The sequence below is a fragment of the Sphingomonas sp. NY01 genome, from assembly GCF_038809135.1.
GTDB classification, from domain to species: Bacteria; Pseudomonadota; Alphaproteobacteria; order Sphingomonadales; family Sphingomonadaceae; genus Sphingomonas; species Sphingomonas carotinifaciens.
In genome coordinates, this window is sequence record NZ_CP101722.1 from 1,872,430 (window position 1) to 1,895,781 (window position 23,352).

The following is a 23,352-nucleotide window of genomic DNA, read 5'->3' on the forward strand; positions in this document are numbered from 1 at the left end:
CCTTCAGATCCAAGAGAATTTGTAAGGGCGGGCCTTCGGCTGGGTGCGCCAGCCGTTCGGGTGGACGTCACAGGCGGTGCCGTTGGGGGCGAGGACGCGGATCGTGCCGGCCTTCCCCTTCCCGATGATCGGGCAGAGGAATTCATAGACCGGCAGCCACCTGTTTTCCTGCGCGTGGATTTCCTCGTACGGGTCGGCCTCGCGGCGCACGGTCATCGCCTCAGCGGTGACCGGATCGCGCCCGCGCTTGATCAGGCCGGCTTCCTGCTGCTGCGTGAAGCGATGCCCCTCATTCCAGAAGCCGTATTTCCACGGCAGCGGCTTGCTGGGCGTCCAGCGCATGAGGTCGGGATGCTGGCCCAGGACGCGGCGCCGATAGCGGCTGTAGAGGTCAACCGGCACGGCTCGCCTCCAGATACTCGACAGCCTTGGCGAGGCCGATGGACCGATGCGTCGAAACCGCGGCGCGCTCCTGCGCAGCCAGCATCTCGGCGTGCAGTTCCGCGCGCTCGATCCGCGCATATTCAGCAGCGGTCGCCACGATCGTCAGCAGCTTGCTGAGCGGCACATGCTGCCGGCCGCGCTGCTTCGACCGCACCTTCTCCGCCTCACGCACGATCAGGGCGAGCGCGCGCGCATCTAGGTTCAGCTTGTCGGCGCGAATCTTGATCGACTCGCGCAGATCCGCGCGCTCCCGCAGCATCCGCGCGAAATTCGGATAGTTTTTGATGTGGTCCGGATCGGCGAGGATGTCCTCGATCTGGCGGATACGGCGCTCCATCGGTGCAAGCACCTGAATTGCGTCCTCCAGATCGGGGTCGATGATGGGCGCAGGCGCGGTCATGCGGCGAACTCGCGGTCGGCCAGATCCCGCTCCCAGGCTGCACGGCCCGGCCACGCTTTCCAGTATTCGTCAGCAAGTGCCTCGGCGCTCCCGCCCGGCAGCGTCATCTCGAATTCCGACCAGCCGATGACGTCCGTCTGATGCTGGTGGCAGCCCATCGACAGCGGCACGCAGTACCGGTCAGCGACCTTGCTGCTCATCGCCTTGGCGTCGCGGGTGCCCTTCCCTGCATGATCGACGTGCGCGGCCTGAATAGGTCCGCCACAGCAGGCGTTATGACCTTGGCAGGCACACGGCAGCTTGCGGAGCCAGCGCTTGAATTCCTCGGCGCACTTCCACACCGGGCGACCCGCGCGGGGCGGCTTGCGCGTCTGGAAAGCGGAACGGGGGAGCGACGTGCGGCGCATCAGGCCCGCGCCTCGTCGGACGCGATCGCGAACAGCATGTCAGCCTGGGCAAAGGGGTCCAGCGACTGAAACACGCGCTGAAACTGCGCCTCGGTTACCCGACGCTGCAGCACCTCAAGCTGTTGAATCCCTGCGCCTGCTGCCGGGATGGCTTCTGACCAAGCCATGGTGATCTCCTCACCCGCTTCGCGCGCATCAGGCGGCGATCAGCGGTGAGGACAATGTGCGTTATACTCACATGAGCGTCAAGCTTTGATGTGCAGTATATTCACATTTCTTCGTCGTAGACTGGATCAGGGTAGAACCCCGAATCCGGATCGGCCCCGCAGTAATCACCGTCGACCGCAGTTTGCGGGATCGGCAAGGTCGGCTGCGCACCATCGAACGCTAGGCGCAGCCACCCAGCCCGCTCGGTCATTCCCTGGAAGATGGCGAGGCATTCGCGGCCGGCGCGGATCTGGGCGCCGATCCACGGCGCGCGCTCGGCAGTGATGTAGCCAAGCTGGACGCCACGACAACTATAAACAGCAACGGCATTTTTGTCGGCTGGGTTATTCGGCTCGAGCCTCAACTCAATAGGTTCGCCCGATGCGCATAATGCCAGTTCAAAGCGGCGGGCTGGGCCTCGCTTATTCGGAAAATTGATACCTACTATCGCTAATGATAGAGCCTTCATTTACTCACATCAAAGCGCTTAGCTCAATAGCTGACCGATATGCGCCATCCGACTGGCCTTCCTCAAGCACCGATCCTGCCTGCGCGAGAATTCCGAGATAAGAGCCCATTTCAGCCTTGGAACGAACGACCGCAATAGTCGCTGGTGCCGTTTCGAGAAGCGCCAAATCGTGGAACATCGCCGAAGTAGAATAAACCGATGCATGATGGCTCGTAACAGCTTGGAAAATAGCTGTGCTTCCTTGCGTCTTGACTAGCGCATCTATCCGCCATTCGCGTGTTGATGGTCCGACGAGGGTAGCGCGAGACTGCACTTGGGATACGCCAAAAACTTCGGAAAGCCGTTTAAGAAGGTAATCGGCAATTTCGGCTTCGCCTTTCGCTCCCACGCGGGCGGAAACCTTATGAGCAATACGGACAGAACCAGAAGCCATGTCCGATATAGCGCCAGCTAGGCCGCCAAAATCGGTGTATATGACAAGCGTCCGCTTACTTACCGTCGCTCCCACTTCCTCAGCAACCGCGAGAGCACTCTTGCGGAAGTATGCCTCAGCACCAATTTGCTCGATCTCGCGATAAGCATATCCCCCATCTGTAACGGTTACGCGCCCACCATTGGACGAGATCCTTACCGTCGCCGCCGTTCCACTGGGGTAAAACACCGGAAGCGAAACAAAAATATCTCCGCCCCACTGGTGACTATGGACGAGCGTGCGCAATGCCTCGTCAACCGCCGTAGCCAAATTCCGACTTTGGATTTGCGAAGCGCTGGTCATCACACAAGCAGTCCGTTCGTCCACTCTGGCTCTTGAATCTCGTCCATACCATCAATCCGGAGGCATGTCCGTGCGAATGAACATAACGCTCGGAAATCTACTGGATCGGGACACAAGCCGGCTGCCATTGGCAGATTGCCACTGCGCATGCGTTCCATATCCTCAATCCAATTGAGATCGAATGGATGAACATGCGACCCTACGATCACCGCTCTGGCATGGGGTGGACCGCACTTTGCAGGGTTGCGGTGGGTTGCGGCTATCGGCCGCCAGTCTATTCTCATCAGTGGGATGCGAGTTCGCGCCGACGCGCTGCCGACCTCAAGCTGGAATGTGACGGCCCGGTCGGGCGCATCTACGTAGCATCCCCCACGGAGTGCGAAGGCGGCGATCGTAACGCCACCGAGATCTAGAGGAACGAGAAACGACATATACCCCGTGCCGTTCTCCGGCCTGCCCCAATTGACGCCCGCAGGTAGCGTCTTCCAGGACTCAACGAGGGACAGATATGGCGATGGCATCGCGCCTTAACCAATCACCATCATACGCGACGTCCTACCCAAATCACGCGTCCAACTATTACTAAGTCATCAGCATCTACGACCTGATCCCCTACCGTTTTGTTATCGGACCGGATTTCCACCTGGCCCTCGCCCACAATACGAAGACGCTTGATCATGCCAGCGCCGCGGTACGCACAGGCCCAGATGCGGTCCTGCATGTTGAGGACCTTCTGGGTTGTGTCGATCACCACCTCGTCATCATTGATCAGCGTCGGGAACATGCTGTCCCCCTCCCCCTGAGCGACGAACAGGCAATGGGCAGGTGCTCGTGAGATGCGGCGCAGGAAGCCGGGATCAAAGAGGACGGCCTCTTCCTCGGGATAATCTTCAAGCGTCGTGCCATCGCCCATCGCATAGCTGAGGTCGACGCGGCGGACCGCGATGGCGCCGTCACCGGCGGACGCATCTCGGATTGCGGGTAGATCAGCCACAACGTGCGTTCGGCTGGCGCTAGGGTTGAAAGCCGGAGGCGTGTCAGCATTGGGGGATGCGTCTGCTGGCGCCTGCTCCGGAATATCGAGCCCTACACGCCTAAGGATTTCCGACGTTGAAACCTGCAGGACACGCGCGAAACCATCGGCGAACGTGAGGTCAAAGCGGACGTCCCCGTTGATGACCTTCGTTACCGTCGTGCGATCACGGCCGATGGCGGCGGCGAGTTTCTCATCGCTTGCCTTGACCTCGCGCTTTCGGGTTTTGAACCATTCCTTATCCACGCTGCTCTTGTGCGGCAGGCGCACGTAGGCGTCGTGAGAGTAATCTGCACAGTTACCCCTTGACGAATGTGCAGAATATTCACATTCTAGCTGCATGAGCACGCCCCTAGCCGACTACATGCAGCAAGAGCGGATCACGGACGCCGCGATGGCGTCGGCCATCGGCAAAGATCGCTCGTTGGTCAATCGTCTCCGCAACGGCTCGGTCCGCCCCACCATCGAAGTCGCCGCAGCGATTGAGAGGGAGACGGGCGGACAGGTGCCGATGCAGGCATGGGTCCGTGCGTCGCAACAGGTGGCAGCATGACCTGCGCCGCCTGCCGCAGCACCGGCTGCGCCCATTCCGATCCGGTCTATGCCGGTATCTGCCCCTCTCCCCCGGCTGCCCTCGCCCCCCTGGGCGGCCGCACCTCCACCGGCGGCGGCGAACTCCCCGCTGCCGCCGGTGACATTGTCGATCAGCGCGCGGGCGACTGCGAGGCGGACGGCACGTGGCGCGGTGTGGAGGGTGTCCCTGTTCATGATTGTGCAGGTCGCACGACGGAGGCCGCAAGGTCATGACGAACCGCAAGCTGATCACGAAATCCTCTTCGAAGCGGGTGACTGCGGATGCGCTTGGCGAGGCCAAGCGTCGCAACGGCTGGTCGAACGCTGACCTGGGCGACGCGATGGACTGCTGCGAGGGCAGTGTCCGCAATCGCCTCGATGACGAGGACCCAAAGAACCAGATGCTGGTGCACGAATTGCGCCACATCACGCAGTCGGACGGCGCGGCCGTGGCGAACTGCATCTTCGCGGACCTGAATTTCCGCCTGACTGCCACGGCGAGCCAGGCGACCGCCCTAGACGCGCTGCCGCTTGCTGCGGCGAAGGCGTCGCTGGTGGGCCAGCTTATCGAGGCGGCAGCGGACAACGTGATCGACCGGCAGGAAGCGCTCTCGCTGCTCCCTCAACTGGTCGACCTGACCGACCGACTGGTGGGCTTCAAGGCTCACCTGCGGGCCATCATCGACGGCGACATGCCGACATCTTGAGGACCAACCGGGCAGCCCCGGCGCTGCCCCAGGAGTGACGACAATGCAGAGCAATAGAAGCGTGTCGGCAAGCGTCGACGCGGCAGGACGTTCGCGCCCGTTGACTGACGCTGCAAAGCACATGGTGCAGCAGTCGCTGGCTGTACGCTCCGTCGCGGCGACCGTTGCGCTGTTGAACCTCGGTGCGAGTGGACCTGTCGTGTCGCAGTTCCAGGTCGACAGCATTCGCCGAAGCATGGCGAAGAACGGCAAGCCGCTTTGGCGCCAGCACTTGAAAGGGCCTGCAGCACTGCCTGCCGCAACCGACAAGCTGGTCGATCAGCGCGAAGAGCGCGTCCGCTACTCCCAGGCTGAAGATGGCAGCCGCCGCCTGCTGAGCGCGCAGCTGCGCGCCGGCCAGCACTATCACACCTTCGAAAACGCCCAGCGCATCGCCGACGCGATCGGCGCCCCCAGCGTGCTGGTGCGGCCGGGCATCGGCGACACCCTCAACCACGGAGCATGACAATGGCAGATCACGACATCGACGCAGGCGGCCAGGTGGCCGCCGACGAGCTTCGCCTCCTGATCGAGCGCGCCGAGCGCTTGGAGGAAGAGAAGAAGGGCATCCAGGACGACATCAAGGACGTGTTCGGCGAGGCGAAGGCCCGCGGATACGACCCGAAGGCCATCAAGAAGATCATGGCGATCCGGAAGATGAAGCGGGAGGAATACCAGGAGGCCGAGGCCATCCTGGAGGTCTACCTTCAGTCGCTGGGCATGATCTGATGGGCGCGATGATCGAACGCGGTTTCTACACCGCATTCGGCGCGACGTTCGGCTTCGCGGCGGCTTGCGGCTGGCTGATCCTAGCAGTGCGGCTGATCCGCGCGGTCGTGCGGGCAGTCTTCTGATGCGCTGGCCGCTGTTCTTCCGTGCCGCCCGCCCTGCGCGTGACCCGCTCGCCCCGCTGCGCGCCGACCTCGACGCACGGCTGGCGGCGCGGCGGGAGCAGCGGCCCACCGAGCCCCGATCGGAGAAGAAGCGCTTTGATCACGCCCGCCCCATGCTCAACGAACTGCGGCGAGAGATCGCCCAGCAGCAGGTGCTGTTCTGATGTCCGCCCGTCGCGCCAATCGTTCTGGCCGCACCAACAGCAGAACGGAGGTCACGCTCATGCGTAAAGATGGAACACGCGCGAAAATCGACGCGATTATGGCTGGCGCACGTCAGCATGTGATTGATGATCTGGAGCACAGCTTCCGGCTGGCAGAGGAACGGTGTGAGAGCCCGATTGAACATCTGTTCGCCACGGCGATGCTCGATCCGCGCGTGGCCGCAGAGTACGATACGCATGTAGAGATGCTATTCCCGGCCAGCGGGAAGAGCGAGCATTGCCATGCTCCACCGATCCCCGGCGTGTACATGTGGCAGCAGATCGCGGTGGGACCCTACCGTATCGATTTCCTGTTCGACTATGATCCAGGTCGCAATCTGCCGCCTCTGATCGTGGAGTGCGACGGACACGACTTTCACGAGAAAACCAAAGAGCAGGCTCAGCGCGACAAGGCGCGAGACCGGTTCTTGGTTGGACGTGGCTACCGCGTTCTCCGTTTTACGGGCTCAGAAATCTATCGCGACGCCGCTGACGTTGCCCACCAAACCCTTCAGATCCTACTCGGGATTGCCGACTAGATGCTGACCGGCTTCGACCTTTGTCGTGCCGCCGTGGCGGTCGAGGGCATCAGCGCGCCTGAACAAAGCGTGCTGATGGTCCTCGCCATCATGGCGAACAATCACGCCCAATGCTGGCCTAGCATCGCCGCGCTTGTGAGCAGGACAAAGCTGTCAGAGCGCGCTGTGCAAAACGCTGTAAAAGCCCTGGGCGGCGGCGGGCATATTACCCGCGTGGAGCGGCGCGGTCACGGGGTTCTCTATACCGTTCACCCCCGCACTACTTGCACCCCCGCAGATGATGCACCCCCGCATGAGATGCGCCCCGCAGGAGATGCGGCAACCCCCGCAGGAGGTGCACCCAAACAGCCAAGAACCACCATACCTCCGAAGGCTACGCCTTCGTCGGGCCCGCGAGCGAAGCGGGCCACCGCAGTCCCAACGGACTTCTGGCCGGTCGCCGCTCCGACGTCGCTGACCGGAAAAGCCATGGCCGACTGGCCTCCTGGCGAACTGGAAGAACAGGTCGAGCACTTCATCGACCGGCACACCACGCAGGGCACGACCAGCCTCGACTGGCAAGCGTCCTGGAGAACCTGGGTCAAGAACTGGAAGCGCTTCAATGCAAACCGCCCTCGTCGCTACGACCGATCCGAACCGCAAAACCCCATGGTGCGGGCTGTCCGCAACGCCGAAGCTCGAGAAGCTGGTCGCCACGGCCGAGACGTTCAGGGACGTCTGCTCTCCTGACGAGCGCCAGCAACTGGCCGCGCTCATCCCGGCATACGAGGCCGCGCTGGAGCCTGCCTCACGCGAAGGTTGCCGGCGCGCGATCGGCAAGCTGGCGCTGGCCTATCCTGCCGCCAAGGTCAGCGATGCCGAGGCTGAGGCCCGGCTGGAATTGTATGCTGATGCACTGAGCGACGTGCCGGGCGACGTGCTGGCAATGGCCTGCGCGGCCCTGCTGCGCGAGAGCAAGTTCTTTCCTGCCGCAGCCGAGATTCGCGCGAAGTGCGCCCCGCTTGCCCGCCGGCAGTGGGAACTGTCGAAGATTCGCGCGCTGATCGCGACGCATGACCGCAACTGGCGGCCCGAGCCGGCGCCGCTGACGGACGACGAGCGCGCAGAGGTCGCCGCGATAGCGAAGCGGTTCGCATGACGTGCCCGACAACACCGGCACCCCGCCGCCGTTCGACAAGGTCGACATACGCTTTCGCAACGGCACGGTCGTGCGGGGCATCACGCCCAAGTCCTACCGGTGGACGCTGGGCGATCCCGCTTACCCACCATCCTACGATTTCGACATCGTGACGTGGCAACTGCCCGTCGGTGGGTGATCAATTCAGTATGTTCTCAGGTGAGTAAGGCGAGCGGATATGGGGCGCAGTAAGGGCAAGTTGAGCAAGGGGCAGCCGAAGGGAAGCCGCTCGGCGTCCGGCAGGAAGCGGGATCGCACGCCGGTGGGCGTGATGCCGTGCGAAGGCGTGATGCGCCGGCGCCAGCTATTCGGCCAGCCTGTTGCGCTGGTCGGCGCGGTGGATGCCAAGGCCCGCCAAGATCGCGGCACGGTCATCGAGACGGACACCTGCGACGCGCTGGGCCGCGCCTTCTGCGCTGGGCTGCTCGGCACGGGATCGCAGGCGCAGGATCGATTGAACGCCGGCCGACGCGTCGCTGCCGCATACTGGGCCGCCTATGGCTTCTCGACACCTGATAGCCTCGCCCGCTTCCAGCCCCAGCAGCCGGCGCCGCCTGCCGACCCTGATCGCGACCAGCGCCGTGAGGCCAGCCTGCATCGTGCGCTCGACCTGATCAACGGCAGCGGGCGCGATGTGCGCGCCGCGTTCGACCAGCTTGTCATCGATCCCAATCCGGATGCCGGTCCCGCTTGGCTGGATGCTATTGTGCTCGCTCACCACACCAAGACGCGAGCCTATCCCTCAGCCTATCAGCAGATGGAGCGTGCGCTAAATGGTCTCGATTTGATCGCTTGACGTTCCATTACATTTTTGGCAGGTAATCAGCGTGCACGTTGTGCGTATGGATTAGATCGGAGCCGCGCCCGCGAGGGTCGCGGCTCTTTCCTTATGCGGGGTGGGTGATGGGCAAGCTAAAGGCATTGCCCGGCCCATTGGCCCGCTTGGCAACAGGGTTAGGGCATCTGCCTGCGCCTCAGCGTTCCGCCAGCGCAGAGCGTGCGACCTATTCGCCATGGCGGAAGCTTTACAACACAAGCCGCTGGCGCTCGCTGCGTATGAAGATCTTCATGCGCGACGGGTTCACCTGCCAGTGGCCGGGCTGCGGACACGTCGAGGGCAACACCTCGCTGTTGGTCGCCGATCACCGCCGGCCGCACCGTGGCGACGAGCGCCTGTTCTGGGACGAGGGCAACCTTTGGACCCTCTGCAAGCCGCACCACGACGGAGCGAAGCAGAGGGCCGAGCGGGCCGGGCGGGCGGGCTGACCGCACCCCCGGTCAAAACTCTGGCAACCCGCGTGCTCGCAGACCGGTGGGTCTCTCACGCAGAGAAAAAATCCTGGTGGGTGATCCGGGGTGCGAACTTGGGCCGGAGGTGCCCGCCGATGGCGAGCCGCAAATCATCTATCGATTGGGCTCGCATCGAGCTCGAATACTTGGCCAACGAAGATTCGATCCGCGAGATTGCTGATCGGCACGAGATTTCCGACACCGCTATTCGCAAGCGGGCAAAAGCCGAGGGGTGGGTTCGGGCGGTTCGCACCGCGAACCGGCGCGAACCGGACCGATCGCCGCCCCCTCCCCCCGCCATCGACCCTGACAAGCGTCGCGAGCCGGGCGAGATCGCGGATGATGGCCGCGGCATCGTCGGCCGGATGCTCGACGAGTTGGACACCATCACCAGTCGCCGCGGCGAACTGGAGGATATGATCGTCGACGCGACCGACGGGGATGAAGACGATGCCCGCCGCGACGCGATGATGAAGGCGGTCAGCCTGCCGGTTCGGGCGAAGACGATGCAGACCTTGGCCTTGGCACTGAAGACCTTGAACGAGGCCTCGGCACCCCAGGGCAAGAAGGCCGCGCAGCAGGAAAAGGCGAATGCCATCGGTGGTGGCAGCCGGTTTGCCGGTCTGGGCCCGCCGAAGTTGAAGGCGGTCACCTGAGGTGGTGACCTGGTCAACGGCGTGCCCAGATTGGAAGCGCCGTATCCGGGACCGCCGATCGCTGATCCCGTTTTCGCCGCTCTTCCCTGCCTCTGCTGAGGCGAAGATGGCGGTGTTCACGTCGCTTCAGATTGTCGACCTGCCGGGCCGCCCGACCATCGGCGAATCCGCTGATGAGTGGCTGCTCGACTTCGCCGCCGCCATCTTCGGGGCCTATGACCCGGAGGCCGGCCAGCAGATGATCCGCGAGGGTCTACTGCTGGTATCGAAGAAGAACACCAAGTCGACGATCGCCGCGGGCATCATGCTCACGGAACTGATCTGCGGGTGGCGTGAAAGCGACGAGAACCTGATCTTGGCGCCGACGATTGAGGTCGCCGGCAACAGCTTCAAGCCTGCCTGCGACATGATCCGCGCCGACGAGGAATTGGACGCCCTGCTCCATATCCAGGAGCATGTGCGACTGATCACCAACCGGCGCACGAAGGCGACCCTGAAGGTCGTCGCAGCAGACGCTGCCACGGTATCGGGCAAGAAGGCCAGTCGGGTGCTGGTCGATGAGCTTTGGTTGTTCGGGAAGAAGGCAACGGCCGACGCGATGTTCCGCGAGGCGACGGGCGGACAGGTGTCGCGGCCGGAGGGGTACACCCTCTACCTGACGACCCAATCTGATGAGCCGCCCGCAGGCGTGTTCAAGGAGAAGCTAGCGTACGCCCGCGACGTGCGGGACGGCCTGGTTGACGATCCGGAATTTCTGCCGGTGCTCTACGAGTTTCCGGAAGAGATGATGGCGGCGGACGAGCATCTCGACCCTGCCAATTTCTATATCACCAACCCCAATTTGGGCCGGTCGGTCAGCCAGAAGTGGCTGGAAAGCGAGTTCCGCAAGGTTGCCAATGCCGAGGACGGCACGAAGCAGGTCTTCTACGCGAAGCATCTGAACGTCGAGATCGGCGTGGGCCTGCGCCACGATGCCTGGATCGGCGGCATCTACTGGTCGGGCGCCCATGCTGATCCCGCCCTATGGGATGGCTCGCTCGATCAGATGCTCGACATCTCGGAGGTAGCGGTCGCCGGCGGTGACGGTGGGGGTCTCGATGACCTTCTCGGTCTCGCCCTGATCGGGCGGCACCGCGAAACGAAGCAATGGCTCCTATGGTGCCGCGCCTGGGCGCAGCAGGATGTGTTCGACCGCCGGAAGGATATCGCCTCCCGGCTGAACGACTTCTCTGCGCAAGGTTCTCTGATCAAGTGCCGCGAGCCGACACAGGATCTGATCGAGGTCGCCGACCTCTTGGAGCAAGTGAAGAAGGCGGGGCTATTCCCCGAGCAGGCGGCGATCGGGCTGGATCCCCAGGGGGTCACGGCTCTGGTCGACGAACTGGCCGGGCGTGGATTCACCGCCGATCAGATGCTGGCGGTCAGCCAAGGCTTCCGTCTCTCGGCGGCAGTCTGGGGCATGGAGCGCAAGCTGAAAGACGGCACGCTGGTTCACGGCGGCCAAGAGTTGATGTCTTGGTGCGTCGGCAACGCCAAGGCCGAGCCGCGCGGTAATGCGGTGCTCATCACAAAGCAGGTCGCGGGCAAGGCGAAGATCGATCCGCTGATCGCGGCTTTCAACGCGGTTATGCTGATGACCCGCAACCCGGAAGCCAAAGGCCGATCGGTCTATCAGACGCGCGGCATTCGCCGGATTTAAGGAGGGTGCATGGCGTTATCACCCGACGATTACCGGCGCGCTTCAGGCTATCGCCGATCGCAGGCGCCGCGCGTCACCGCCGGCCCGGCGCTATCTGGGCCGATCGTGGCCTATGAAACCCATAGCCTGAGCGATCCCGCCCTGCTGGAGATGATGCGCGGCGATGGCGGCCGCGTTGGCGTGACCGGGATTGCGGTAAATGAGCGCTTGGCGCTCCGGAACAGCACGTTTTTCCGAGCGACCGCGCTCCAGTGCGGATCGATGGGCATGCTGCCGATCCATCTGCGGCGACGCGATGGCCGGAACAGCGAGAAGGCGACAGACCACCCGCTGTTCAATGTGCTGCACCGCAAGCCCAACGATTTCCAGACCGCCAGCCGGTTCAAAAGCTACATGCAGCTGTGCGCCCTATTCGACGGCAATGCCTATGCGCTGAAGATCAAGTCTCGCGGTGCAATCCGCCAGCTGGTACCCCTGCCCCGCCGTCGTGTGAAGCCTCGGCTGACAGACACGTTCGACCTGGTCTTCGATTATGACCGGCCGAGCGGCGGTCGGGTGACGTTGACGACGGACGATGTCTTTCACTTCGGTACCCCGCTGACGCTCGATGGCATCAACGGCATTTCCGTTCTCGACGTCGCGGCGGACACGCTGGGGCTTGCGGTTAAGGCTCAGCAGGCAGCCGCCCGGCTGCTCACCAAAGGCTCAATGGCCGCGGGCGCCCTCCAGACCGACGACGAGCTCGGCTCAGAAGCGATTGAGAACCTGAAGGTCAGCCTGCGCGACGACTATGCAGGATCCGGCGCCGACCACGACTGGATGATCTTGGAGCAGGGTCTGAAGGCCAACCCGTTCGGCACCAATGCCCGCGATGCGCAGCTCGTCGAGGTCATGAAGCGGGAGGCTGAAGAGGTCGCCCGGTTCACTGGCGTTCCGCGCCCGCTTCTCATGTTCGATGAGACGAGCTGGGGCAGCGGAATTGAGCAGCTTGGCCTGTTCTTCGTCACCTACTGCCTGATGCCTTGGTTCGTGATCTGGGAAGAGGCCATATGGCAGTGGCTGCTGACCCCGGTCGAGCAGCAGACCTATTACGCCAAGTTCAATGAGGGCGCATTGCTCCGCGGCTCGCTGAAGGATCAGGCGGAGTTCCTGAAGGCCGCAATGGGCCCGAACGCCTCCTACCTCACGCCGAACGAGGCCCGCGACTTCATGGACCGTAATCCGCTGCCAGGCGGCGACGAGCTACCCCGCCCCGGCACCAGCGCGGCGGCCGTCATGCAGGAGGAAGACCAGAATGCGGCGTAGCCCCTTGCTCGCGGTGCGCGCGGCGCGCCCGCCAGAGATCAGCGGCGTCGGGAACGGCAGCCAATGGAAATTCGAAACGACTGCGCTTGCGGCGGACTTTCGGCACTTTGAGGTGCGCGCAGCCGCCAACGGCAGCAATCCGACCATCTCGATCTTCGACTATATCGGCGATGACGGCGAAGGCGGTGGGGTCAGTGACAAGCGGATTGCCGCAGCGCTCCGTTCGATCGGCGATCGGGATGTCGATGTGGAGATCAACTCGCCTGGGGGTAATTACTTCCAAGGCGTCGCGATCTACAACCTGTTCCGGCGGCATCCGAAAGCCGTCAATGTCCAGATCCTCGGCATCGCCGCATCGGCGGCATCGGTGATCGCAATGGCCGGCGACACGATTTCGATCGCGCACAACGCCGAGATTATGATCCACGAAGCGTCGGGCATCTTCATCGGCACCAAGTCGGAGATGGCGGAGGCGGTGACCACCCTCCAGCACATCGACGACAGCATGGTCGCGACCTACGCCGCGCGCTCTGGTCGTCCGGCGGAAGAGTTCGCTGCCATGATCGCAGGCAAGGACGTATATTTCCGCGGGCAGGAGGCGATCGACGCCGGCCTCGCGGACGAACTGATGGAGCGCGAGGCCGAGATGCCGGTCTACGCCTCGACCGAGTTCCCGAGCGATAAGGCGTCGCTTGACCGCTTTCTCGCCAAGCAGAACATGCCGCGCAGCGCGCGCCGTGATCTGTTTCGCGCGATTGGGGAAGGCATGCGCAGCGCTGCCGAACCCGCCCCTGCTACGCTCCGCGCTGGCGATGAACCGGAGCCGGATTTCTCCGCGCTCCTGACTGCCCTCACCGTCTGAAGGAACAGACATGACCAAGATGACCACCCTGCGCGGCGTTGCCGCAGCGGGCCGGGGCCTCATCGCCGTGCGCGCCGAGGCCCAGCCCAAGAAGATCGCATCGATCGAAGAACTCGGCACCGCGTTCGAGGCGTTCAAGGCAACGCACACGGCGCAGCTGGACGAGATTAAGGCCGGCAAAACGGACGTGATCACGACCGAGAAGCTGGAGAAGATCAACGCGGCGCTCACCGAACTGCAAACTGCGGTCGACGAGCAGGCGAAGATCCAGGCGGCCGCCAAGCTCGGCAACGGCGGCGTAATCGGCGACATCCAGGCCGACCCCGAATACACCGCCGCTTTCAAGGCGCACATGCGGAAGGGGGACAAAGCCCCGGCCGACATCCAAGCGGCGATGAACAAGGGGACCGACGCCGACGGCGGCTATCTCGCGCCGATCGAGTGGGATCGCACCATCGGCGAGAAGCTGAAGCTGATCAGCCCGATGCGCGCCGAAAGTCGCGTGATCACGATCAGCGTTGCCGGCTTCAAGAAGTATTTCGGCGATCGTAACGTCGGGTCCGGCTGGGTCGGCGAGACCGCAAGCCGTCCTGCTACCTCGACGCCGCAGATTGGCGTGCTCGATTTCACGCCCGGCGAACTCTACGCCAATCCGGCGATCACCCAGCAGCTGCTGGACGATGCGGCCGTGGACCTGGAGGCGTGGCTGGGTAGCGAGGTCGACACCGAATTTGCTCGCCAGGAGGGCATCGGCTTCACCTCGGGCGATGGCGTCAACAAGCCGCACGGCGTGCTGACCTATGTCGAGGGGGCAGCCAATGCTGCCCGCCACCCCTATGGCGCGATCAAGACCAGGAACAGCGGCGCGGCCGCTGCGCTGACCGGCGATGGCATCCTCGACCTGATGTATGATCTGCCGACGCAGTTTGCCGCCAACGCGAAGTTCCACATGAACCGGCTGGTCATGGGTTCGGCGCGCAAGCTGAAGGACGGCCAGGGCAATTACCTGTGGCAGCCGAGCTATGCTTCGGGTCAGCCCCAGACCCTGGCAGGCGCGCCGATCGTCGAACACCCCGACTTCCCGCTGGTCGCAGCGGGTAACATCGCCGCGCTCTACGGCGACATGGAGGCGACCTATCTGGTCGTCGACCGTGTGGGCATCCGCGTTCTGCGCGATCCCTTCACCAACAAGCCCTTTGTGCACTTCTACACCACGAAGCGGGTGGGTGGCGGCGTCCACAACCCCGAGCCCATGCGCGCGCTGAAGGTCGGCACGTCGTCCTAAACTCCGCCGGGCTGGCTTTACGCCAGCCCGGTTCCTCGAAGCTGCGGTGCGCCGCGGTTTCGGTGAACCCAGGAGACTCCCATGGACAAGAACACCACCAAGGCGGCCGTCGCCCCGGCCACCGAAATTGATACCTCGGGCGCGCCGCAGCAGATCGTCCCCGATGTCGACATGACCCACCCGGCCGTTGACAATGACCCGCGCGCCGGAACCACGACCGAGCAGAACCGCATCGACTTCAACGATCCGACCATCTCGGGTGCCGATCAGGTCGCGATCAATCTCGGCATGAAGACCGAGGGCGAAGCCCATGCGGAAGCAGAAGCGGCCGCCAAGAAGGGCTGATTGCCCACCCCTGACATCCTCCAGCGATCGAGGTGACCAATGGCCATTCCCGTCTCGCTGGAGGATGCCAAGCGCCAGTTGAAGATCGACCTCGACGATTCGACCCAAGACGTAGAGCTCGGCGATTTCATTGCCGATGCCGCGTCTTGGGTGGAGCAATATACCGGCATTGTGCTGGAGGCGCGCGAGGTCACCGAAACCTTTAGCGGCGTCAAGCCTGCGGTGCTGAAAGCCTGGCCGGTGGCCGCTGCCGCGGCGCCCATCGTCGCTTATGATGGTGGGGACGGCTTGCCTGTCTCGGTTACTGGGGTTCGCCTTGATGTATCGCGTCGACCGGCGCGCGTGCTGCCCGCGACCGGCCTCCTGTGGCCGTTTCGGCGCAATGATCAGGTGTTTTCCGTTACCATCCGCGCCGGATACGAGGCCGGCGAAGCGGTGCCGGGAAACCTGCGCCGTGCCATGCTCGTCCTTATCGGCGCATACGATGCGGACCGCGAAGGCGGTGAGATTCTGGCGAAGGCGGAAGCTACCGCGCGTCGCCTCTGCGATCGCCTCAAGGTCCGGTCCCTATGAAGAAGGGCAAGCTGAACCGTCGGGTGACCCTCCTGCGACCTGGGATCGTCGAGGATAAGTACGGCGACCCCGTCGAAGGGTTCGCGCCGCTGCGACAGGTTTGGGCGGCCGTTCGTCCGGCTCCAGGTACGGAACGGCTGGCCAGCGCGGAGAACGCCGCGAACGCGCCAACCGTAATCGAAATCGCGTGGTCCCCTCTCGTTGCCGACCTCAACCCGCGCGACCGCGTCGAATATCCCGTCGGCTCCGGCCGTCAGTTCGACATCAAGAGCGTGGTCGAGATCGGGCGCCGTGAAGGCCTCCAGATCGCCGCTATCGGGAGGGCTGAAGCATGACCATCCGCGTGCATGTCGAAGGCCTGCGGGATCTGGACCGCGCGCTCGGCCGGCTGAAGGAGGCGACCGCCAAGGGCGTGCTGCGGCGCGTGGCGGTCAAGGCGCTCAAGCCGTTCGACAAGGCATGGCGACAGAAGGCGCCACACCTCACCGGCAATCTGGAAGAATCAGGCGGCGTCGGCACGAAGCTGACCCGTCGCCAGGCGCAGATGAACCGGCGCCGCGACGATCGCGCCTTTGTCGAGGTGTACGCTGGGCCGAACGATCCTGCGGCCATCCCGGAGGAATTCGGCTGGGAGAACGGCCGCGCACAGCCGTTCGTGCGCCCCGCCTGGGATGAGACGAAACACGAGGCCCTAGAGATCGTGAAGCGCGAACTCGGGCCGGAAATCACACGCACCGCAGCCCGAGCGGCGCGGCGCGCAGCACGAGGTGGTGGACGATGATTATCAAGGTGGTCGACTCCCCCGCCATTCCAGGCGGCAAGGGCCTCGTCGCGCTTGACGATGCCGGCGAATATCTGCCGATGCAGGTCGCCTGCACGCTGGAGCAGGAAGTCGACGAGGAAATCCGCGTGATGATTACGTTCCGCGTGGACGGCCGCAAGGTGCGGCTCGCCAGCGAATGAGCATGTCGGCCGCGCTCCGCGATCGGCTGAAGGCGGACGGCGTGGCGAAAGGCGCTGTCTATCGTGACGAGCGGCCACAGGGCAGCACGTTGCCAGCCGTGGTCCTGCTCGTCGTCAGCGATCCCCGCCCGAGCACGCATGACGGCCGGCAGGCCCTGCGCAAGACCCGCGTTCAGATCGATTGCATGGCAGCCAGCCGCGGCGAAGCGGACGAGATTGCCGAGGCGGTGATCCAGACGGCCGAGCAGCCCGGCACCGTGTCAGGCGTCCGCTTCTCGCGCGCCTTTGTCGACAGCTTACGCACCCGATCCGACAAGCCGGCATCGGGCGGCACCACCTTTATCACCAGCCTCGACCTCATGGTCTGGCACCAACCGGCCGCATAGGAGGGCCATCCCATGTCTGATGCAATGATCGGGTTCGGTACCCGCTTCTTCATGGCGGCCACGGCGGGCGCCGCGGCGCTCACCAAGCTGGCCGAGGTGACGAGCGTCGGCTTCCCGAACGAGCAGGTCGCCGAGGTCGAGGTCACGCACTACGAGAGCGCGAACCGGACCCGCGAGTTCATCCCCGGCCTGAACGATGCCGGGGAAATCACGCTCGAACTGAACTGGATCCCCGGATCGGCGACCGACGAGTTGATCCAGACGGCCAAGGGTGACGGCAAGGTCCGCACCATGCGCATCGCCACCCCGGCGGATGACGATGCCCAAATGTATACTTTTCCGGGCTTCGTCCGCGGCTATGAGCGCACTGCGCCCATGGACGACAAGATGGTCGCGACGGTGACCATCCGTGTCGCCGGTGCGGTGATCCAAGCGGACGCCACGCCGAACCCGACGGTGCTCGCATAATGGCGACGCCGAGCGGTGCCGTCACGTTTGAGGCGGGAGGGCGCACCCGCACCCTTCGCTTCAGCACCAACGCCTTGTGCCTCGCGGAAGAGCATCTGGGCAAACGCACGCTGGAGATCGCGACCGAACTGGAAATGGGTGTCGGCGTCCGCACGCTTCGCGCCCTGTTCTGGGCTGGCGGCGACGACCAGCAGGCGACCATGGCCCAGGTCGGCGACCTGATCGATGAGATCGGCGTGCGTAAGGCGACGGACTTGGCACTGGACGCATTCGCCGCAGCCTTCCCGGTCGCGGAGGAAGGTGGCGAGGGAAACCCTCGGTAGGCGGCGGCTGGCTGGATGCGCTGTCCGAATGGTGCTCATTGGAGCACGATCCGGACAGCTTCTGGCGCAGCACGCCGCGTGTAGTGCGGGCGATCCTCAAGGGTGACCTTGCCCGGCTGAAGCGGGAACGGGACGACGCGGTGGTCGCAGGCCGTTGGGCTGGCCTGTTCGCCCAGGCGGACCCGAAGCAGCATGACCGCCTGCTCAAGAGCATTCTCACCGACAAGAAGAAGCCCCGCCTGCCGATGACCGGCAAGCAAATCGGCGCCGCGCTGCGCGTGTTCGCAGCCAAGACGGGAGGGTAGCATATGGCATCAGCCGTGATTGGCGCCCTCCGGGTAGCCTTGGGTCTTGATAGCGCCGAATTCCGCGCCGGCGCATTGCGCGCCCAGAACGCGGCGAATGGGCTCGCCAATCGCATCGGTCGCAGCTTCAATGCGCTCGGCAACAGTGGCCGGGCGCTGGGCGGCGTGCTGTCGAGCCTGTCGGGCCCCCTCGCCCTGCTGACCGGCGCCGGTGGCGCGGCCGGGCTGATCGCAATTGCCGACGAAGCAAAGTCGATGACCGCGCAGCTGAAGCTGGCGACCGCTGCGTCCGGCAGCTTCGCCATGGCTCAGCAGGACGTGGCGCGGATCGCCGTCGATACCCGCAGTGGCCTTGCCGAAACGACCAACCTATATGGCAGCTTCACCCGCACATCGCAGGAACTTGAGCGGTCACAGGTCGAGGCCGCGCAAGCAACGGAAACCTTCACGAAGGCGCTGAAGATCGGCGGCGCTGGCACGCAACAGGTGCAGTCTGCCACCTTGCAGATGAGCCAGGCACTCTCTTCTGCCACGGTCCAGTGGGAAGAGCTCGGGCAAATCCTTGAAGCGTCGCCGCGACTCGCGAAGGTGTTTACCGACGCTCTGGGGGTGACGCGCCAAGAACTGAAGCAGATGGCCGAATCCGGCAAGCTGACCGGCGAGATGCTTTTCAACGCGCTCAACGATCGTGCCATCACAGCCAAAATCGACAATGAATTTCAGCAGCTTCCCGTCACCTTCGGCGAGGCGATGACGCTGGTGCATAACGCCGCGCTGGCAACCTTCGGCGCGTTCGATGACGGCGGCCAATTCTCAACGGCGCTGGCGAATTTCATCGGCCGCGGCGCGGATGGGTTCGCCAACCTGGCGGAAGCCGCTTCTGCGGAAGGCATCCATATCCGGTCGACCTTCGAAGGTCTGTCGGACGTTTTCAGCCCGCTGCTGTCTGGTGCCCAAGGGGCTTTCGCCGGCGTTCGGCAGGAAGCCGACTATACCCGCACGAGCATTCTCAACATCCTTCAGGCATTCGATGACCTGAAAAATCTGTATGTCGATGCAGAGAACATCGGACGGCGTGTTGAGAACAGCTTGAAGGGTGCGCTCAATCGCGCGCAGCGCCGCGCCGGAGCGGGGCCGGGCTCTGATGTAGCCATGTCGCCGATCCTCGCCCGATCCGACACCGCGGGCACCTTTGCGCGTGGACAGCGGAGGTCGGCGGCGCAACTGCGGCTCGACCAGTCAGTCCGTCGGAAAGAGGCAGAGGGCTGGATCATCCCGCGGAACGCGGACGGCTCCGTCAATGAAGCCGGCATTCGCCGCAGGGAGCGCGTAGCCCCAGCCGTTCGGAAGCCGAAGGTCGATCCCGATGTCGCGAAGTACCAGGAACAAATTGCCGATCTGGAGAAGCTGAAAGCGCGGGCATCCGGCAGCGAGCTGAAGACCATCCAGTCGCAGATCGACAAGCGGAAGAAGATCGTCGCCAACCTTCAGCAGGGCGTCAGCGTCGAGGCCGCCCGCGCCGCGGCGGGCGGCGGTGGTGGCGGGCGCAGCGCCGATGCCGAACAGAAGAAGCGCGAGCGCGAGGCCAAGCAGGCAGCCGAGAAGGCCAAGCGCGACCTGCGCCGGTACGAGGCAGCCGAGGCGTCGGAGCGAGACGGCGAGTTGCGGGCTCGCGCAGACCTGACGGTTGAGGCCCGTGACCGGCTGGCGATCGAGAAGCAGCTTCGCGACAATGAGACGGCAGCGCGGCTCCGGGCGATCGAGACGGACGAGGACCTCACCGAAGCCCAGAAGGCGCGCCTGTCGTCGCTCGTGAAAAGCACGGCCGCGCTGGAGGAAGAAGCCGCCCAGCGCCGCGCGCAGCAGGATCAGCAGCGGCAGGATCTGGAGCGGATCACGGCCGCGAACGACAACCAGATCGACATCCTTTCCGCCCAGGCATCGCTGGTGCGCACGACGAAGGACCGCGCCGCGCTGGAATTGAAGATCCTCGACCTCCAGTTCCAGCAGCAGCGCGCCATCCAAGAGGCGGTTCTCGCCAGCCAGACTGCGACCGCGCAGGAGAAGGCGATCGCGCAGGCCCGATTGGCGACGCTCGACCAGCTTCAGGCTCTCGGCCGCGCCCAGGTGGAGCGCGAGAACCAGAGCCCGCTTGCCCGGTACCTTGATACGATCCCGAAGACGCGAGCCGAGATGGACGAGGCCATGGAGGATCTGTCGGTGAAGGGGCTAGATGGGCTGATTGACGGGATCGCCACGGCCACCACCGATTTCAAATCCTTGGGCGACACCGTCACCAGCGTGGTCAACGGGATGATCGCCGACTTCGCTCGCATGGCGTTGCGAAAGGGCCTGATGAACATCCTCGGCAAGTTCATGAGCGGAGGATCTGGCGCCAGTTCGGCCGTGACTGCGGCATTCGGCGTAGGCGGAGCGGGTTCGGCGGGCTCCGCTATGGGTGCGTCGGGTATCCCTGACCTATCCGGCGCACGGGCGAAGGGGGCCCCGTCATTGGGGGCCGAAACTACCTCGTCGGCGAACTCGGGCCGGAGGTGTTCACTGCGCCGCATACCGGCAGGATCATTGCAAACGACGCGCTCGGCTTCGAGCGGCAAAAGGCTGTCGTGCAGCTGGTGGTCGGTGAAGGGCAGATGTTCGAACCGCGGGTGGCCGGCATTTCCGGTGACGTGTCGGTCGAGACAGTTGCGGCGAGCAACCGGACCGGGGCTCTGCGCGGCCGGCAGCAGTTGGGAAGCCGTTGATGATCGAGCTTCCCGACTGGGCGGTGCCCAACGCATCCACGCCTGCCTTCATTGATGCTGGCGGCGTGATGCGGTCGCCGATCAATACGGCTGCCCTCAAAGTCAACCGGCCGGGCTCGCATTACCGCTGGTCGACCAGCTTCCCACCCCTTTCGCCCGAGCGCGGGCGCGTGATCGTGTCCCGCCTGATTCGCGCGCAACGCGAGGGGCTGCGCCTGCCGTTCCGCTTGGCCGAACCCCAGCCCCCGGCTGGTGCGCCGGTGGTGGATGGTGTGGGACAATCAGGCCTGAACCTCGCCGTGCGGGGACTGACGCCTGGGCTGGTGATCCGCGAGGGTTACTGGCTGTCGGTGCCCAGCTTCGCCGGCCAGCACTTCCTCCACAACGTGGCGGCGGATGTTACGGTGCCCGCAAACGGCCGGGTCATCATCCCTTTGTCCGAAATGCTGCGCGAGCCGTTCCTCAACAGCACGCCGGTGTTCCTAGAAAGGCCGATGATCGAGGGTTTGGTCGAGGGCAGCGAACGAGCGTGGAGCCTGTCTCTTGAGCACCTGACGTCGATCGAGTTCACGATTGAGGAAGCGCGCTGATGGAGCGCGTGCTGCTTACCGGGCTGATGAAGCTGGAATTGCCGGTGCGGCCAATCTGCATCTGCGACGGCGGCTTCGTCAGTTGGAACGGTGATACCTATCGCGCCGATGACGAGGATTTCGGCATCATCGTCGGCTTTCAGGCGCTGACGGAAGGCACTGGCGACGAAGCCCCGGCTGGCGTGCTCCAGATGGCCCCGCCCAGCACGGCTGCCGCTGCACTGCTCAGCACGCCTGGCTATCAAGGCGCGCGGCTGCGGCTGTGGGTCGCCGAAATCCACGAGATTACGGGAACCGTGATCGGCGAGCCCGACCTGATGGCCGATTGGCAGGTGGACAGCACCCGCCTGCGGATCGGGCGCGGCACGCGCATTCTGGAAATCGGCTGCGTCACTCGCGGGCAGCGGCTGATGCTCAACAACGACGGGAACGCCTTGTCCTCAGCTTATCACCGGGCCTTGCACCCTGGCGAGGCTGGCCTCGACAACGCGACCGGCCTGACCACCGACGTGGCGTGGGGTACCGCGTCGCGACCCAGAGGGACTGCCAGTGCTTGACCTCGAACAGCGCCGGCTGCGCACGCAATCGGTCGTATCCAGATTCCAAGGTCGCCCCTTTTCCTGGACTGGTCGGCGCACATGCCTCCACCTCGCTCGCGCCCAAATGCGGGCAATGGGGCACCGTCCCCCGAAGATGCCCGACCTGCGTTCGGCATTGTCTGCACGGAGCGCGCTGTTGGCGGCAGGTTTCGACGATATCGAAGCGCTGCTCGACAGCCTTCTGCCCCGGATCGCTCCTGCCTCGATGCTGATCGGCGACCTCGCGCTGATGGATGGCGACGGCCCCTTCGATGCCATCGTCATTGCGGTTGGCGGGAAGGTGTTTGGCTATGCCGAGGGATACGACGGGTTGCAGGTTATACAACCCGTCGGGCCGCAGCCGTTCAAAGCGGCGTGGAGGGTATAGGCCTTATTGTTCACGCAGGCGCGCAGGCCTTAGCTTGCCGCGACCCAATCCAGGATCTGACATGCACGCCATCTGGTCGCTGCTCCAGATCAAGGCGATCGCGGGCTCGTGCGTCGACCACCCAGATGAAGGTCACCCGACCCGGGCGATCAGCTTGCCGATAGACGTTCGGCGCCGGGTGACCATCCATATCGATTAGGCAACGTTCGATATCGCCCAGCGAGGCGCGGGATAGATAGTCCGCCTCCGGTGCCTTGCCGTCGAACTTCGAGATTGGGCCATTCGATCCAAGCGCGGCGGCGGCCAACAGAATCGCGATCACTCTTTCACTCTCCTAACTGGAGTCGCTCATCCTATGGCGAAGGTCGCGAAAGCGGTAGGTGTTGTCGCGGGCGTCGTCGGCGTTCTCGCATTGACCGCTTCCACATTTGGCGTCGGCGGCGCTGCGGCTGCGGCCGTCCTGAAGACTGTCACCAGCGTCGCTGCCATCACGTCGGTGGTCGCGAACACGGGTGCGCAGATCCTCGCGAAAAAACCACCCGCTCAGGGCTCGGTCACGCAAACCACCATTGGCACCAGCCAAGATGCTTGCGAGTTGCTGGGCCGCACCTATTCGCCTGGCGCTCGGGTGCACCTCACTGGGTACGGCGCGAAGTACAAGGACGTCCAAAACCCCTATTTACTCGCGGTCGACGTGGTCTCGGTCGG

Annotated in this window: 37 protein-coding genes; 29 read left to right on the forward strand and 8 right to left on the reverse strand. The window is 64.2% G+C overall.

The annotated features are described in order from the left end of the window. Nucleotides 1-3: 3 nt before the first annotated feature. From NPJ82_RS09115 to NPJ82_RS09145, 7 genes are all read right to left on the reverse strand, one after another. On the reverse strand, nucleotides 4-402 hold the full coding sequence (locus tag NPJ82_RS09115) for a hypothetical protein (protein ID WP_342657104.1): 399 nt from the start codon (nucleotides 400-402) through the stop codon (nucleotides 4-6). After that, nucleotides 392-844, reverse strand: coding sequence for a hypothetical protein (locus tag NPJ82_RS09120; RefSeq protein WP_342657105.1), 453 nt, complete (start codon nucleotides 842-844; stop codon nucleotides 392-394). The genes NPJ82_RS09115 and NPJ82_RS09120 overlap by 11 nt, the downstream gene beginning before the upstream one ends. After that, a complete protein-coding gene (locus NPJ82_RS09125) occupies nucleotides 841-1,251 on the reverse strand; it encodes a hypothetical protein (RefSeq protein ID WP_342657106.1) in 411 nt (136 codons plus the stop codon). The genes NPJ82_RS09120 and NPJ82_RS09125 overlap by 4 nt, the downstream gene beginning before the upstream one ends. Beyond that, nucleotides 1,251-1,418, reverse strand: coding sequence for a hypothetical protein (locus NPJ82_RS09130; RefSeq protein WP_342657107.1), 168 nt, complete (start codon nucleotides 1,416-1,418; stop codon nucleotides 1,251-1,253). Before NPJ82_RS09130 ends, NPJ82_RS09125 begins: the two co-directional genes overlap by 1 nt. Before the next feature lie 101 nt (nucleotides 1,419-1,519). Further along, nucleotides 1,520-1,822 carry an HIRAN domain-containing protein gene (locus NPJ82_RS09135; protein ID WP_342657108.1) on the reverse strand — a complete coding sequence of 101 codons (303 nt, stop codon included), beginning with the start codon at nucleotides 1,820-1,822 and terminating at the stop codon, nucleotides 1,520-1,522. 109 nt (nucleotides 1,823-1,931) lie between these two features. Then, complete coding sequence (locus NPJ82_RS09140; RefSeq protein ID WP_342657109.1) at nucleotides 1,932-2,702, reverse strand: hypothetical protein; 771 nt, start codon at nucleotides 2,700-2,702, stop codon at nucleotides 1,932-1,934. 541 nt (nucleotides 2,703-3,243) lie between these two features. After that, nucleotides 3,244-4,005, reverse strand: coding sequence for a LexA family transcriptional regulator (locus NPJ82_RS09145; RefSeq protein WP_342657110.1), 762 nt, complete (start codon nucleotides 4,003-4,005; stop codon nucleotides 3,244-3,246). A gap of 70 nt (nucleotides 4,006-4,075) precedes the next feature. Here NPJ82_RS09145 and NPJ82_RS09150 point away from each other — a divergent pair, with 70 nt between their 5' ends. From NPJ82_RS09150 to NPJ82_RS09290, 29 genes are all read left to right on the forward strand, one after another. Continuing rightward, entirely contained in the window at nucleotides 4,076-4,288 is a 213-nt protein-coding gene (locus NPJ82_RS09150) for a helix-turn-helix transcriptional regulator (RefSeq protein WP_342657111.1), read from the forward strand. 250 nt (nucleotides 4,289-4,538) lie between these two features. Beyond that, entirely contained in the window at nucleotides 4,539-5,015 is a 477-nt protein-coding gene (locus NPJ82_RS09155) for a hypothetical protein (RefSeq protein WP_342657112.1), read from the forward strand. Nucleotides 5,016-5,058: 43 nt separating this feature from the next. After that, nucleotides 5,059-5,520: a hypothetical protein gene (locus NPJ82_RS09160; protein ID WP_342657113.1), complete on the forward strand. Its 462-nt coding sequence runs from the start codon at nucleotides 5,059-5,061 to the stop codon at nucleotides 5,518-5,520. Between the two features lie 2 nt (nucleotides 5,521-5,522). Next, on the forward strand, nucleotides 5,523-5,783 hold the full coding sequence (locus NPJ82_RS09165; RefSeq protein WP_342657114.1) for a DUF2312 domain-containing protein: 261 nt from the start codon (nucleotides 5,523-5,525) through the stop codon (nucleotides 5,781-5,783). Beyond that, on the forward strand, nucleotides 5,783-5,908 hold the full coding sequence (locus NPJ82_RS09170; RefSeq protein WP_342657115.1) for a hypothetical protein: 126 nt from the start codon (nucleotides 5,783-5,785) through the stop codon (nucleotides 5,906-5,908). The genes NPJ82_RS09165 and NPJ82_RS09170 overlap by 1 nt, the downstream gene beginning before the upstream one ends. Next, on the forward strand, nucleotides 5,908-6,111 hold the full coding sequence (locus tag NPJ82_RS09175) for a hypothetical protein (RefSeq protein ID WP_342657116.1): 204 nt from the start codon (nucleotides 5,908-5,910) through the stop codon (nucleotides 6,109-6,111). The genes NPJ82_RS09170 and NPJ82_RS09175 overlap by 1 nt, the downstream gene beginning before the upstream one ends. Then, nucleotides 6,111-6,689 carry a DUF559 domain-containing protein gene (locus tag NPJ82_RS09180; RefSeq protein ID WP_342657117.1) on the forward strand — a complete coding sequence of 193 codons (579 nt, stop codon included), beginning with the start codon at nucleotides 6,111-6,113 and terminating at the stop codon, nucleotides 6,687-6,689. Before NPJ82_RS09175 ends, NPJ82_RS09180 begins: the two co-directional genes overlap by 1 nt. 601 nt (nucleotides 6,690-7,290) lie before the next feature. Then, nucleotides 7,291-7,827 (forward strand): hypothetical protein, encoded by a 537-nt coding sequence (locus NPJ82_RS09185; protein ID WP_342657118.1) that lies wholly within the window; start codon nucleotides 7,291-7,293, stop codon nucleotides 7,825-7,827. Nucleotide 7,828: 1 nt separating this feature from the next. Beyond that, nucleotides 7,829-8,005, forward strand: a complete 177-nt coding sequence (locus NPJ82_RS09190) for a hypothetical protein (RefSeq protein WP_342657119.1) — start codon at nucleotides 7,829-7,831, stop codon at nucleotides 8,003-8,005. A gap of 39 nt (nucleotides 8,006-8,044) precedes the next feature. Next, the gene (locus NPJ82_RS09195; RefSeq protein ID WP_342657120.1) at nucleotides 8,045-8,662 is read left to right on the forward strand and encodes a hypothetical protein; all 618 of its coding nucleotides are present in this window, start codon (nucleotides 8,045-8,047) and stop codon (nucleotides 8,660-8,662) included. A gap of 260 nt (nucleotides 8,663-8,922) precedes the next feature. Further along, nucleotides 8,923-9,132 carry an HNH endonuclease signature motif containing protein gene (locus NPJ82_RS09200; RefSeq protein WP_342657121.1) on the forward strand — a complete coding sequence of 70 codons (210 nt, stop codon included), beginning with the start codon at nucleotides 8,923-8,925 and terminating at the stop codon, nucleotides 9,130-9,132. A gap of 119 nt (nucleotides 9,133-9,251) precedes the next feature. After that, nucleotides 9,252-9,812 carry a hypothetical protein gene (locus NPJ82_RS09205; RefSeq protein WP_342657122.1) on the forward strand — a complete coding sequence of 187 codons (561 nt, stop codon included), beginning with the start codon at nucleotides 9,252-9,254 and terminating at the stop codon, nucleotides 9,810-9,812. Nucleotides 9,813-9,918: 106 nt separating this feature from the next. Further along, complete coding sequence (locus NPJ82_RS09210; protein WP_342657123.1) at nucleotides 9,919-11,511, forward strand: terminase TerL endonuclease subunit; 1,593 nt, start codon at nucleotides 9,919-9,921, stop codon at nucleotides 11,509-11,511. A 9-nt stretch (nucleotides 11,512-11,520) separates the two neighbouring features. Further along, nucleotides 11,521-12,816, forward strand: coding sequence for a phage portal protein (locus NPJ82_RS09215; RefSeq protein WP_342657124.1), 1,296 nt, complete (start codon nucleotides 11,521-11,523; stop codon nucleotides 12,814-12,816). After that, nucleotides 12,806-13,678 carry a head maturation protease, ClpP-related gene (locus NPJ82_RS09220; RefSeq protein ID WP_342657125.1) on the forward strand — a complete coding sequence of 291 codons (873 nt, stop codon included), beginning with the start codon at nucleotides 12,806-12,808 and terminating at the stop codon, nucleotides 13,676-13,678. Before NPJ82_RS09215 ends, NPJ82_RS09220 begins: the two co-directional genes overlap by 11 nt. Nucleotides 13,679-13,688: 10 nt before the next feature. Next, complete coding sequence (locus tag NPJ82_RS09225; protein ID WP_342657126.1) at nucleotides 13,689-14,963, forward strand: phage major capsid protein; 1,275 nt, start codon at nucleotides 13,689-13,691, stop codon at nucleotides 14,961-14,963. Between the two features lie 81 nt (nucleotides 14,964-15,044). Beyond that, entirely contained in the window at nucleotides 15,045-15,308 is a 264-nt protein-coding gene (locus NPJ82_RS09230) for a hypothetical protein (RefSeq protein ID WP_342657127.1), read from the forward strand. A 39-nt stretch (nucleotides 15,309-15,347) separates the two neighbouring features. Beyond that, nucleotides 15,348-15,881 (forward strand): head-tail connector protein, encoded by a 534-nt coding sequence (locus NPJ82_RS09235; RefSeq protein ID WP_342657128.1) that lies wholly within the window; start codon nucleotides 15,348-15,350, stop codon nucleotides 15,879-15,881. Next, on the forward strand, nucleotides 15,878-16,216 hold the full coding sequence (locus tag NPJ82_RS09240; protein ID WP_342657129.1) for a phage head closure protein: 339 nt from the start codon (nucleotides 15,878-15,880) through the stop codon (nucleotides 16,214-16,216). The genes NPJ82_RS09235 and NPJ82_RS09240 overlap by 4 nt, the downstream gene beginning before the upstream one ends. Then, nucleotides 16,213-16,662 (forward strand): hypothetical protein, encoded by a 450-nt coding sequence (locus tag NPJ82_RS09245; protein WP_342657130.1) that lies wholly within the window; start codon nucleotides 16,213-16,215, stop codon nucleotides 16,660-16,662. The genes NPJ82_RS09240 and NPJ82_RS09245 overlap by 4 nt, the downstream gene beginning before the upstream one ends. Beyond that, entirely contained in the window at nucleotides 16,659-16,844 is a 186-nt protein-coding gene (locus NPJ82_RS09250; RefSeq protein WP_342657131.1) for a hypothetical protein, read from the forward strand. Before NPJ82_RS09245 ends, NPJ82_RS09250 begins: the two co-directional genes overlap by 4 nt. Nucleotides 16,845-16,846: 2 nt before the next feature. Beyond that, nucleotides 16,847-17,230, forward strand: coding sequence for a DUF3168 domain-containing protein (locus tag NPJ82_RS09255; protein WP_342657132.1), 384 nt, complete (start codon nucleotides 16,847-16,849; stop codon nucleotides 17,228-17,230). A gap of 12 nt (nucleotides 17,231-17,242) precedes the next feature. Beyond that, nucleotides 17,243-17,698 (forward strand): phage tail tube protein, encoded by a 456-nt coding sequence (locus NPJ82_RS09260; RefSeq protein WP_342657133.1) that lies wholly within the window; start codon nucleotides 17,243-17,245, stop codon nucleotides 17,696-17,698. Beyond that, nucleotides 17,698-18,021 (forward strand): hypothetical protein, encoded by a 324-nt coding sequence (locus NPJ82_RS09265; RefSeq protein WP_342657134.1) that lies wholly within the window; start codon nucleotides 17,698-17,700, stop codon nucleotides 18,019-18,021. Before NPJ82_RS09260 ends, NPJ82_RS09265 begins: the two co-directional genes overlap by 1 nt. Before the next feature lie 38 nt (nucleotides 18,022-18,059). Further along, nucleotides 18,060-18,326: a hypothetical protein gene (locus tag NPJ82_RS09270; RefSeq protein ID WP_342657135.1), complete on the forward strand. Its 267-nt coding sequence runs from the start codon at nucleotides 18,060-18,062 to the stop codon at nucleotides 18,324-18,326. A 3-nt stretch (nucleotides 18,327-18,329) separates the two neighbouring features. After that, a complete protein-coding gene (locus NPJ82_RS09275) occupies nucleotides 18,330-21,143 on the forward strand; it encodes a tape measure protein (protein WP_342657136.1) in 2,814 nt (937 codons plus the stop codon). Beyond that, nucleotides 21,088-21,678, forward strand: coding sequence for a hypothetical protein (locus NPJ82_RS09280; protein ID WP_342657137.1), 591 nt, complete (start codon nucleotides 21,088-21,090; stop codon nucleotides 21,676-21,678). The genes NPJ82_RS09275 and NPJ82_RS09280 overlap by 56 nt, the downstream gene beginning before the upstream one ends. Then, complete coding sequence (locus tag NPJ82_RS09285; protein ID WP_342657138.1) at nucleotides 21,678-22,235, forward strand: hypothetical protein; 558 nt, start codon at nucleotides 21,678-21,680, stop codon at nucleotides 22,233-22,235. The genes NPJ82_RS09280 and NPJ82_RS09285 overlap by 1 nt, the downstream gene beginning before the upstream one ends. 136 nt (nucleotides 22,236-22,371) lie before the next feature. Further along, nucleotides 22,372-22,644 carry a hypothetical protein gene (locus NPJ82_RS09290; RefSeq protein WP_342657139.1) on the forward strand — a complete coding sequence of 91 codons (273 nt, stop codon included), beginning with the start codon at nucleotides 22,372-22,374 and terminating at the stop codon, nucleotides 22,642-22,644. A gap of 10 nt (nucleotides 22,645-22,654) precedes the next feature. Here NPJ82_RS09290 and NPJ82_RS09295 read toward each other — a convergent pair whose 3' ends face one another. Continuing rightward, on the reverse strand, nucleotides 22,655-22,966 hold the full coding sequence (locus NPJ82_RS09295) for a hypothetical protein (RefSeq protein WP_342657140.1): 312 nt from the start codon (nucleotides 22,964-22,966) through the stop codon (nucleotides 22,655-22,657). Nucleotides 22,967-23,352: the final 386 nt, after the last annotated feature.

Coding starts and splice junctions, on each gene's coding strand:
- NPJ82_RS09195 (WP_342657120.1), top strand. CDS start 8,045: ATGGGGCGCAGTAAGGGCAAGTTGAGCAAGGGGCAGCCGAAGGGAAGC.
- NPJ82_RS09200 (WP_342657121.1), top strand. CDS start 8,923: ATGAAGATCTTCATGCGCGACGGGTTCACCTGCCAGTGGCCGGGCTGC.
- NPJ82_RS09140 (WP_342657109.1), bottom strand. CDS start 2,702: ATGACCAGCGCTTCGCAAATCCAAAGTCGGAATTTGGCTACGGCGGTT.
- NPJ82_RS09290 (WP_342657139.1), top strand. CDS start 22,372: ATGCCCGACCTGCGTTCGGCATTGTCTGCACGGAGCGCGCTGTTGGCG.
- NPJ82_RS09285 (WP_342657138.1), top strand. CDS start 21,678: ATGGAGCGCGTGCTGCTTACCGGGCTGATGAAGCTGGAATTGCCGGTG.
- NPJ82_RS09175 (WP_342657116.1), top strand. CDS start 5,908: ATGCGCTGGCCGCTGTTCTTCCGTGCCGCCCGCCCTGCGCGTGACCCG.
- NPJ82_RS09205 (WP_342657122.1), top strand. CDS start 9,252: ATGGCGAGCCGCAAATCATCTATCGATTGGGCTCGCATCGAGCTCGAA.
- NPJ82_RS09265 (WP_342657134.1), top strand. CDS start 17,698: ATGGCGACGCCGAGCGGTGCCGTCACGTTTGAGGCGGGAGGGCGCACC.
- NPJ82_RS09210 (WP_342657123.1), top strand. CDS start 9,919: ATGGCGGTGTTCACGTCGCTTCAGATTGTCGACCTGCCGGGCCGCCCG.
- NPJ82_RS09130 (WP_342657107.1), bottom strand. CDS start 1,418: ATGGCTTGGTCAGAAGCCATCCCGGCAGCAGGCGCAGGGATTCAACAG.
- NPJ82_RS09170 (WP_342657115.1), top strand. CDS start 5,783: ATGGGCGCGATGATCGAACGCGGTTTCTACACCGCATTCGGCGCGACG.
- NPJ82_RS09260 (WP_342657133.1), top strand. CDS start 17,243: ATGTCTGATGCAATGATCGGGTTCGGTACCCGCTTCTTCATGGCGGCC.
- NPJ82_RS09275 (WP_342657136.1), top strand. CDS start 18,330: ATGGCATCAGCCGTGATTGGCGCCCTCCGGGTAGCCTTGGGTCTTGAT.
- NPJ82_RS09165 (WP_342657114.1), top strand. CDS start 5,523: ATGGCAGATCACGACATCGACGCAGGCGGCCAGGTGGCCGCCGACGAG.
- NPJ82_RS09250 (WP_342657131.1), top strand. CDS start 16,659: ATGATTATCAAGGTGGTCGACTCCCCCGCCATTCCAGGCGGCAAGGGC.
- NPJ82_RS09185 (WP_342657118.1), top strand. CDS start 7,291: ATGCAAACCGCCCTCGTCGCTACGACCGATCCGAACCGCAAAACCCCA.
- NPJ82_RS09120 (WP_342657105.1), bottom strand. CDS start 844: ATGACCGCGCCTGCGCCCATCATCGACCCCGATCTGGAGGACGCAATT.
- NPJ82_RS09280 (WP_342657137.1), top strand. CDS start 21,088: ATGATCGAGCTTCCCGACTGGGCGGTGCCCAACGCATCCACGCCTGCC.
- NPJ82_RS09220 (WP_342657125.1), top strand. CDS start 12,806: ATGCGGCGTAGCCCCTTGCTCGCGGTGCGCGCGGCGCGCCCGCCAGAG.
- NPJ82_RS09180 (WP_342657117.1), top strand. CDS start 6,111: ATGTCCGCCCGTCGCGCCAATCGTTCTGGCCGCACCAACAGCAGAACG.
- NPJ82_RS09155 (WP_342657112.1), top strand. CDS start 4,539: ATGACGAACCGCAAGCTGATCACGAAATCCTCTTCGAAGCGGGTGACT.
- NPJ82_RS09255 (WP_342657132.1), top strand. CDS start 16,847: ATGTCGGCCGCGCTCCGCGATCGGCTGAAGGCGGACGGCGTGGCGAAA.
- NPJ82_RS09245 (WP_342657130.1), top strand. CDS start 16,213: ATGACCATCCGCGTGCATGTCGAAGGCCTGCGGGATCTGGACCGCGCG.
- NPJ82_RS09160 (WP_342657113.1), top strand. CDS start 5,059: ATGCAGAGCAATAGAAGCGTGTCGGCAAGCGTCGACGCGGCAGGACGT.
- NPJ82_RS09150 (WP_342657111.1), top strand. CDS start 4,076: ATGAGCACGCCCCTAGCCGACTACATGCAGCAAGAGCGGATCACGGAC.
- NPJ82_RS09215 (WP_342657124.1), top strand. CDS start 11,521: ATGGCGTTATCACCCGACGATTACCGGCGCGCTTCAGGCTATCGCCGA.
- NPJ82_RS09240 (WP_342657129.1), top strand. CDS start 15,878: ATGAAGAAGGGCAAGCTGAACCGTCGGGTGACCCTCCTGCGACCTGGG.
- NPJ82_RS09225 (WP_342657126.1), top strand. CDS start 13,689: ATGACCAAGATGACCACCCTGCGCGGCGTTGCCGCAGCGGGCCGGGGC.
- NPJ82_RS09235 (WP_342657128.1), top strand. CDS start 15,348: ATGGCCATTCCCGTCTCGCTGGAGGATGCCAAGCGCCAGTTGAAGATC.
- NPJ82_RS09230 (WP_342657127.1), top strand. CDS start 15,045: ATGGACAAGAACACCACCAAGGCGGCCGTCGCCCCGGCCACCGAAATT.
- NPJ82_RS09125 (WP_342657106.1), bottom strand. CDS start 1,251: ATGCGCCGCACGTCGCTCCCCCGTTCCGCTTTCCAGACGCGCAAGCCG.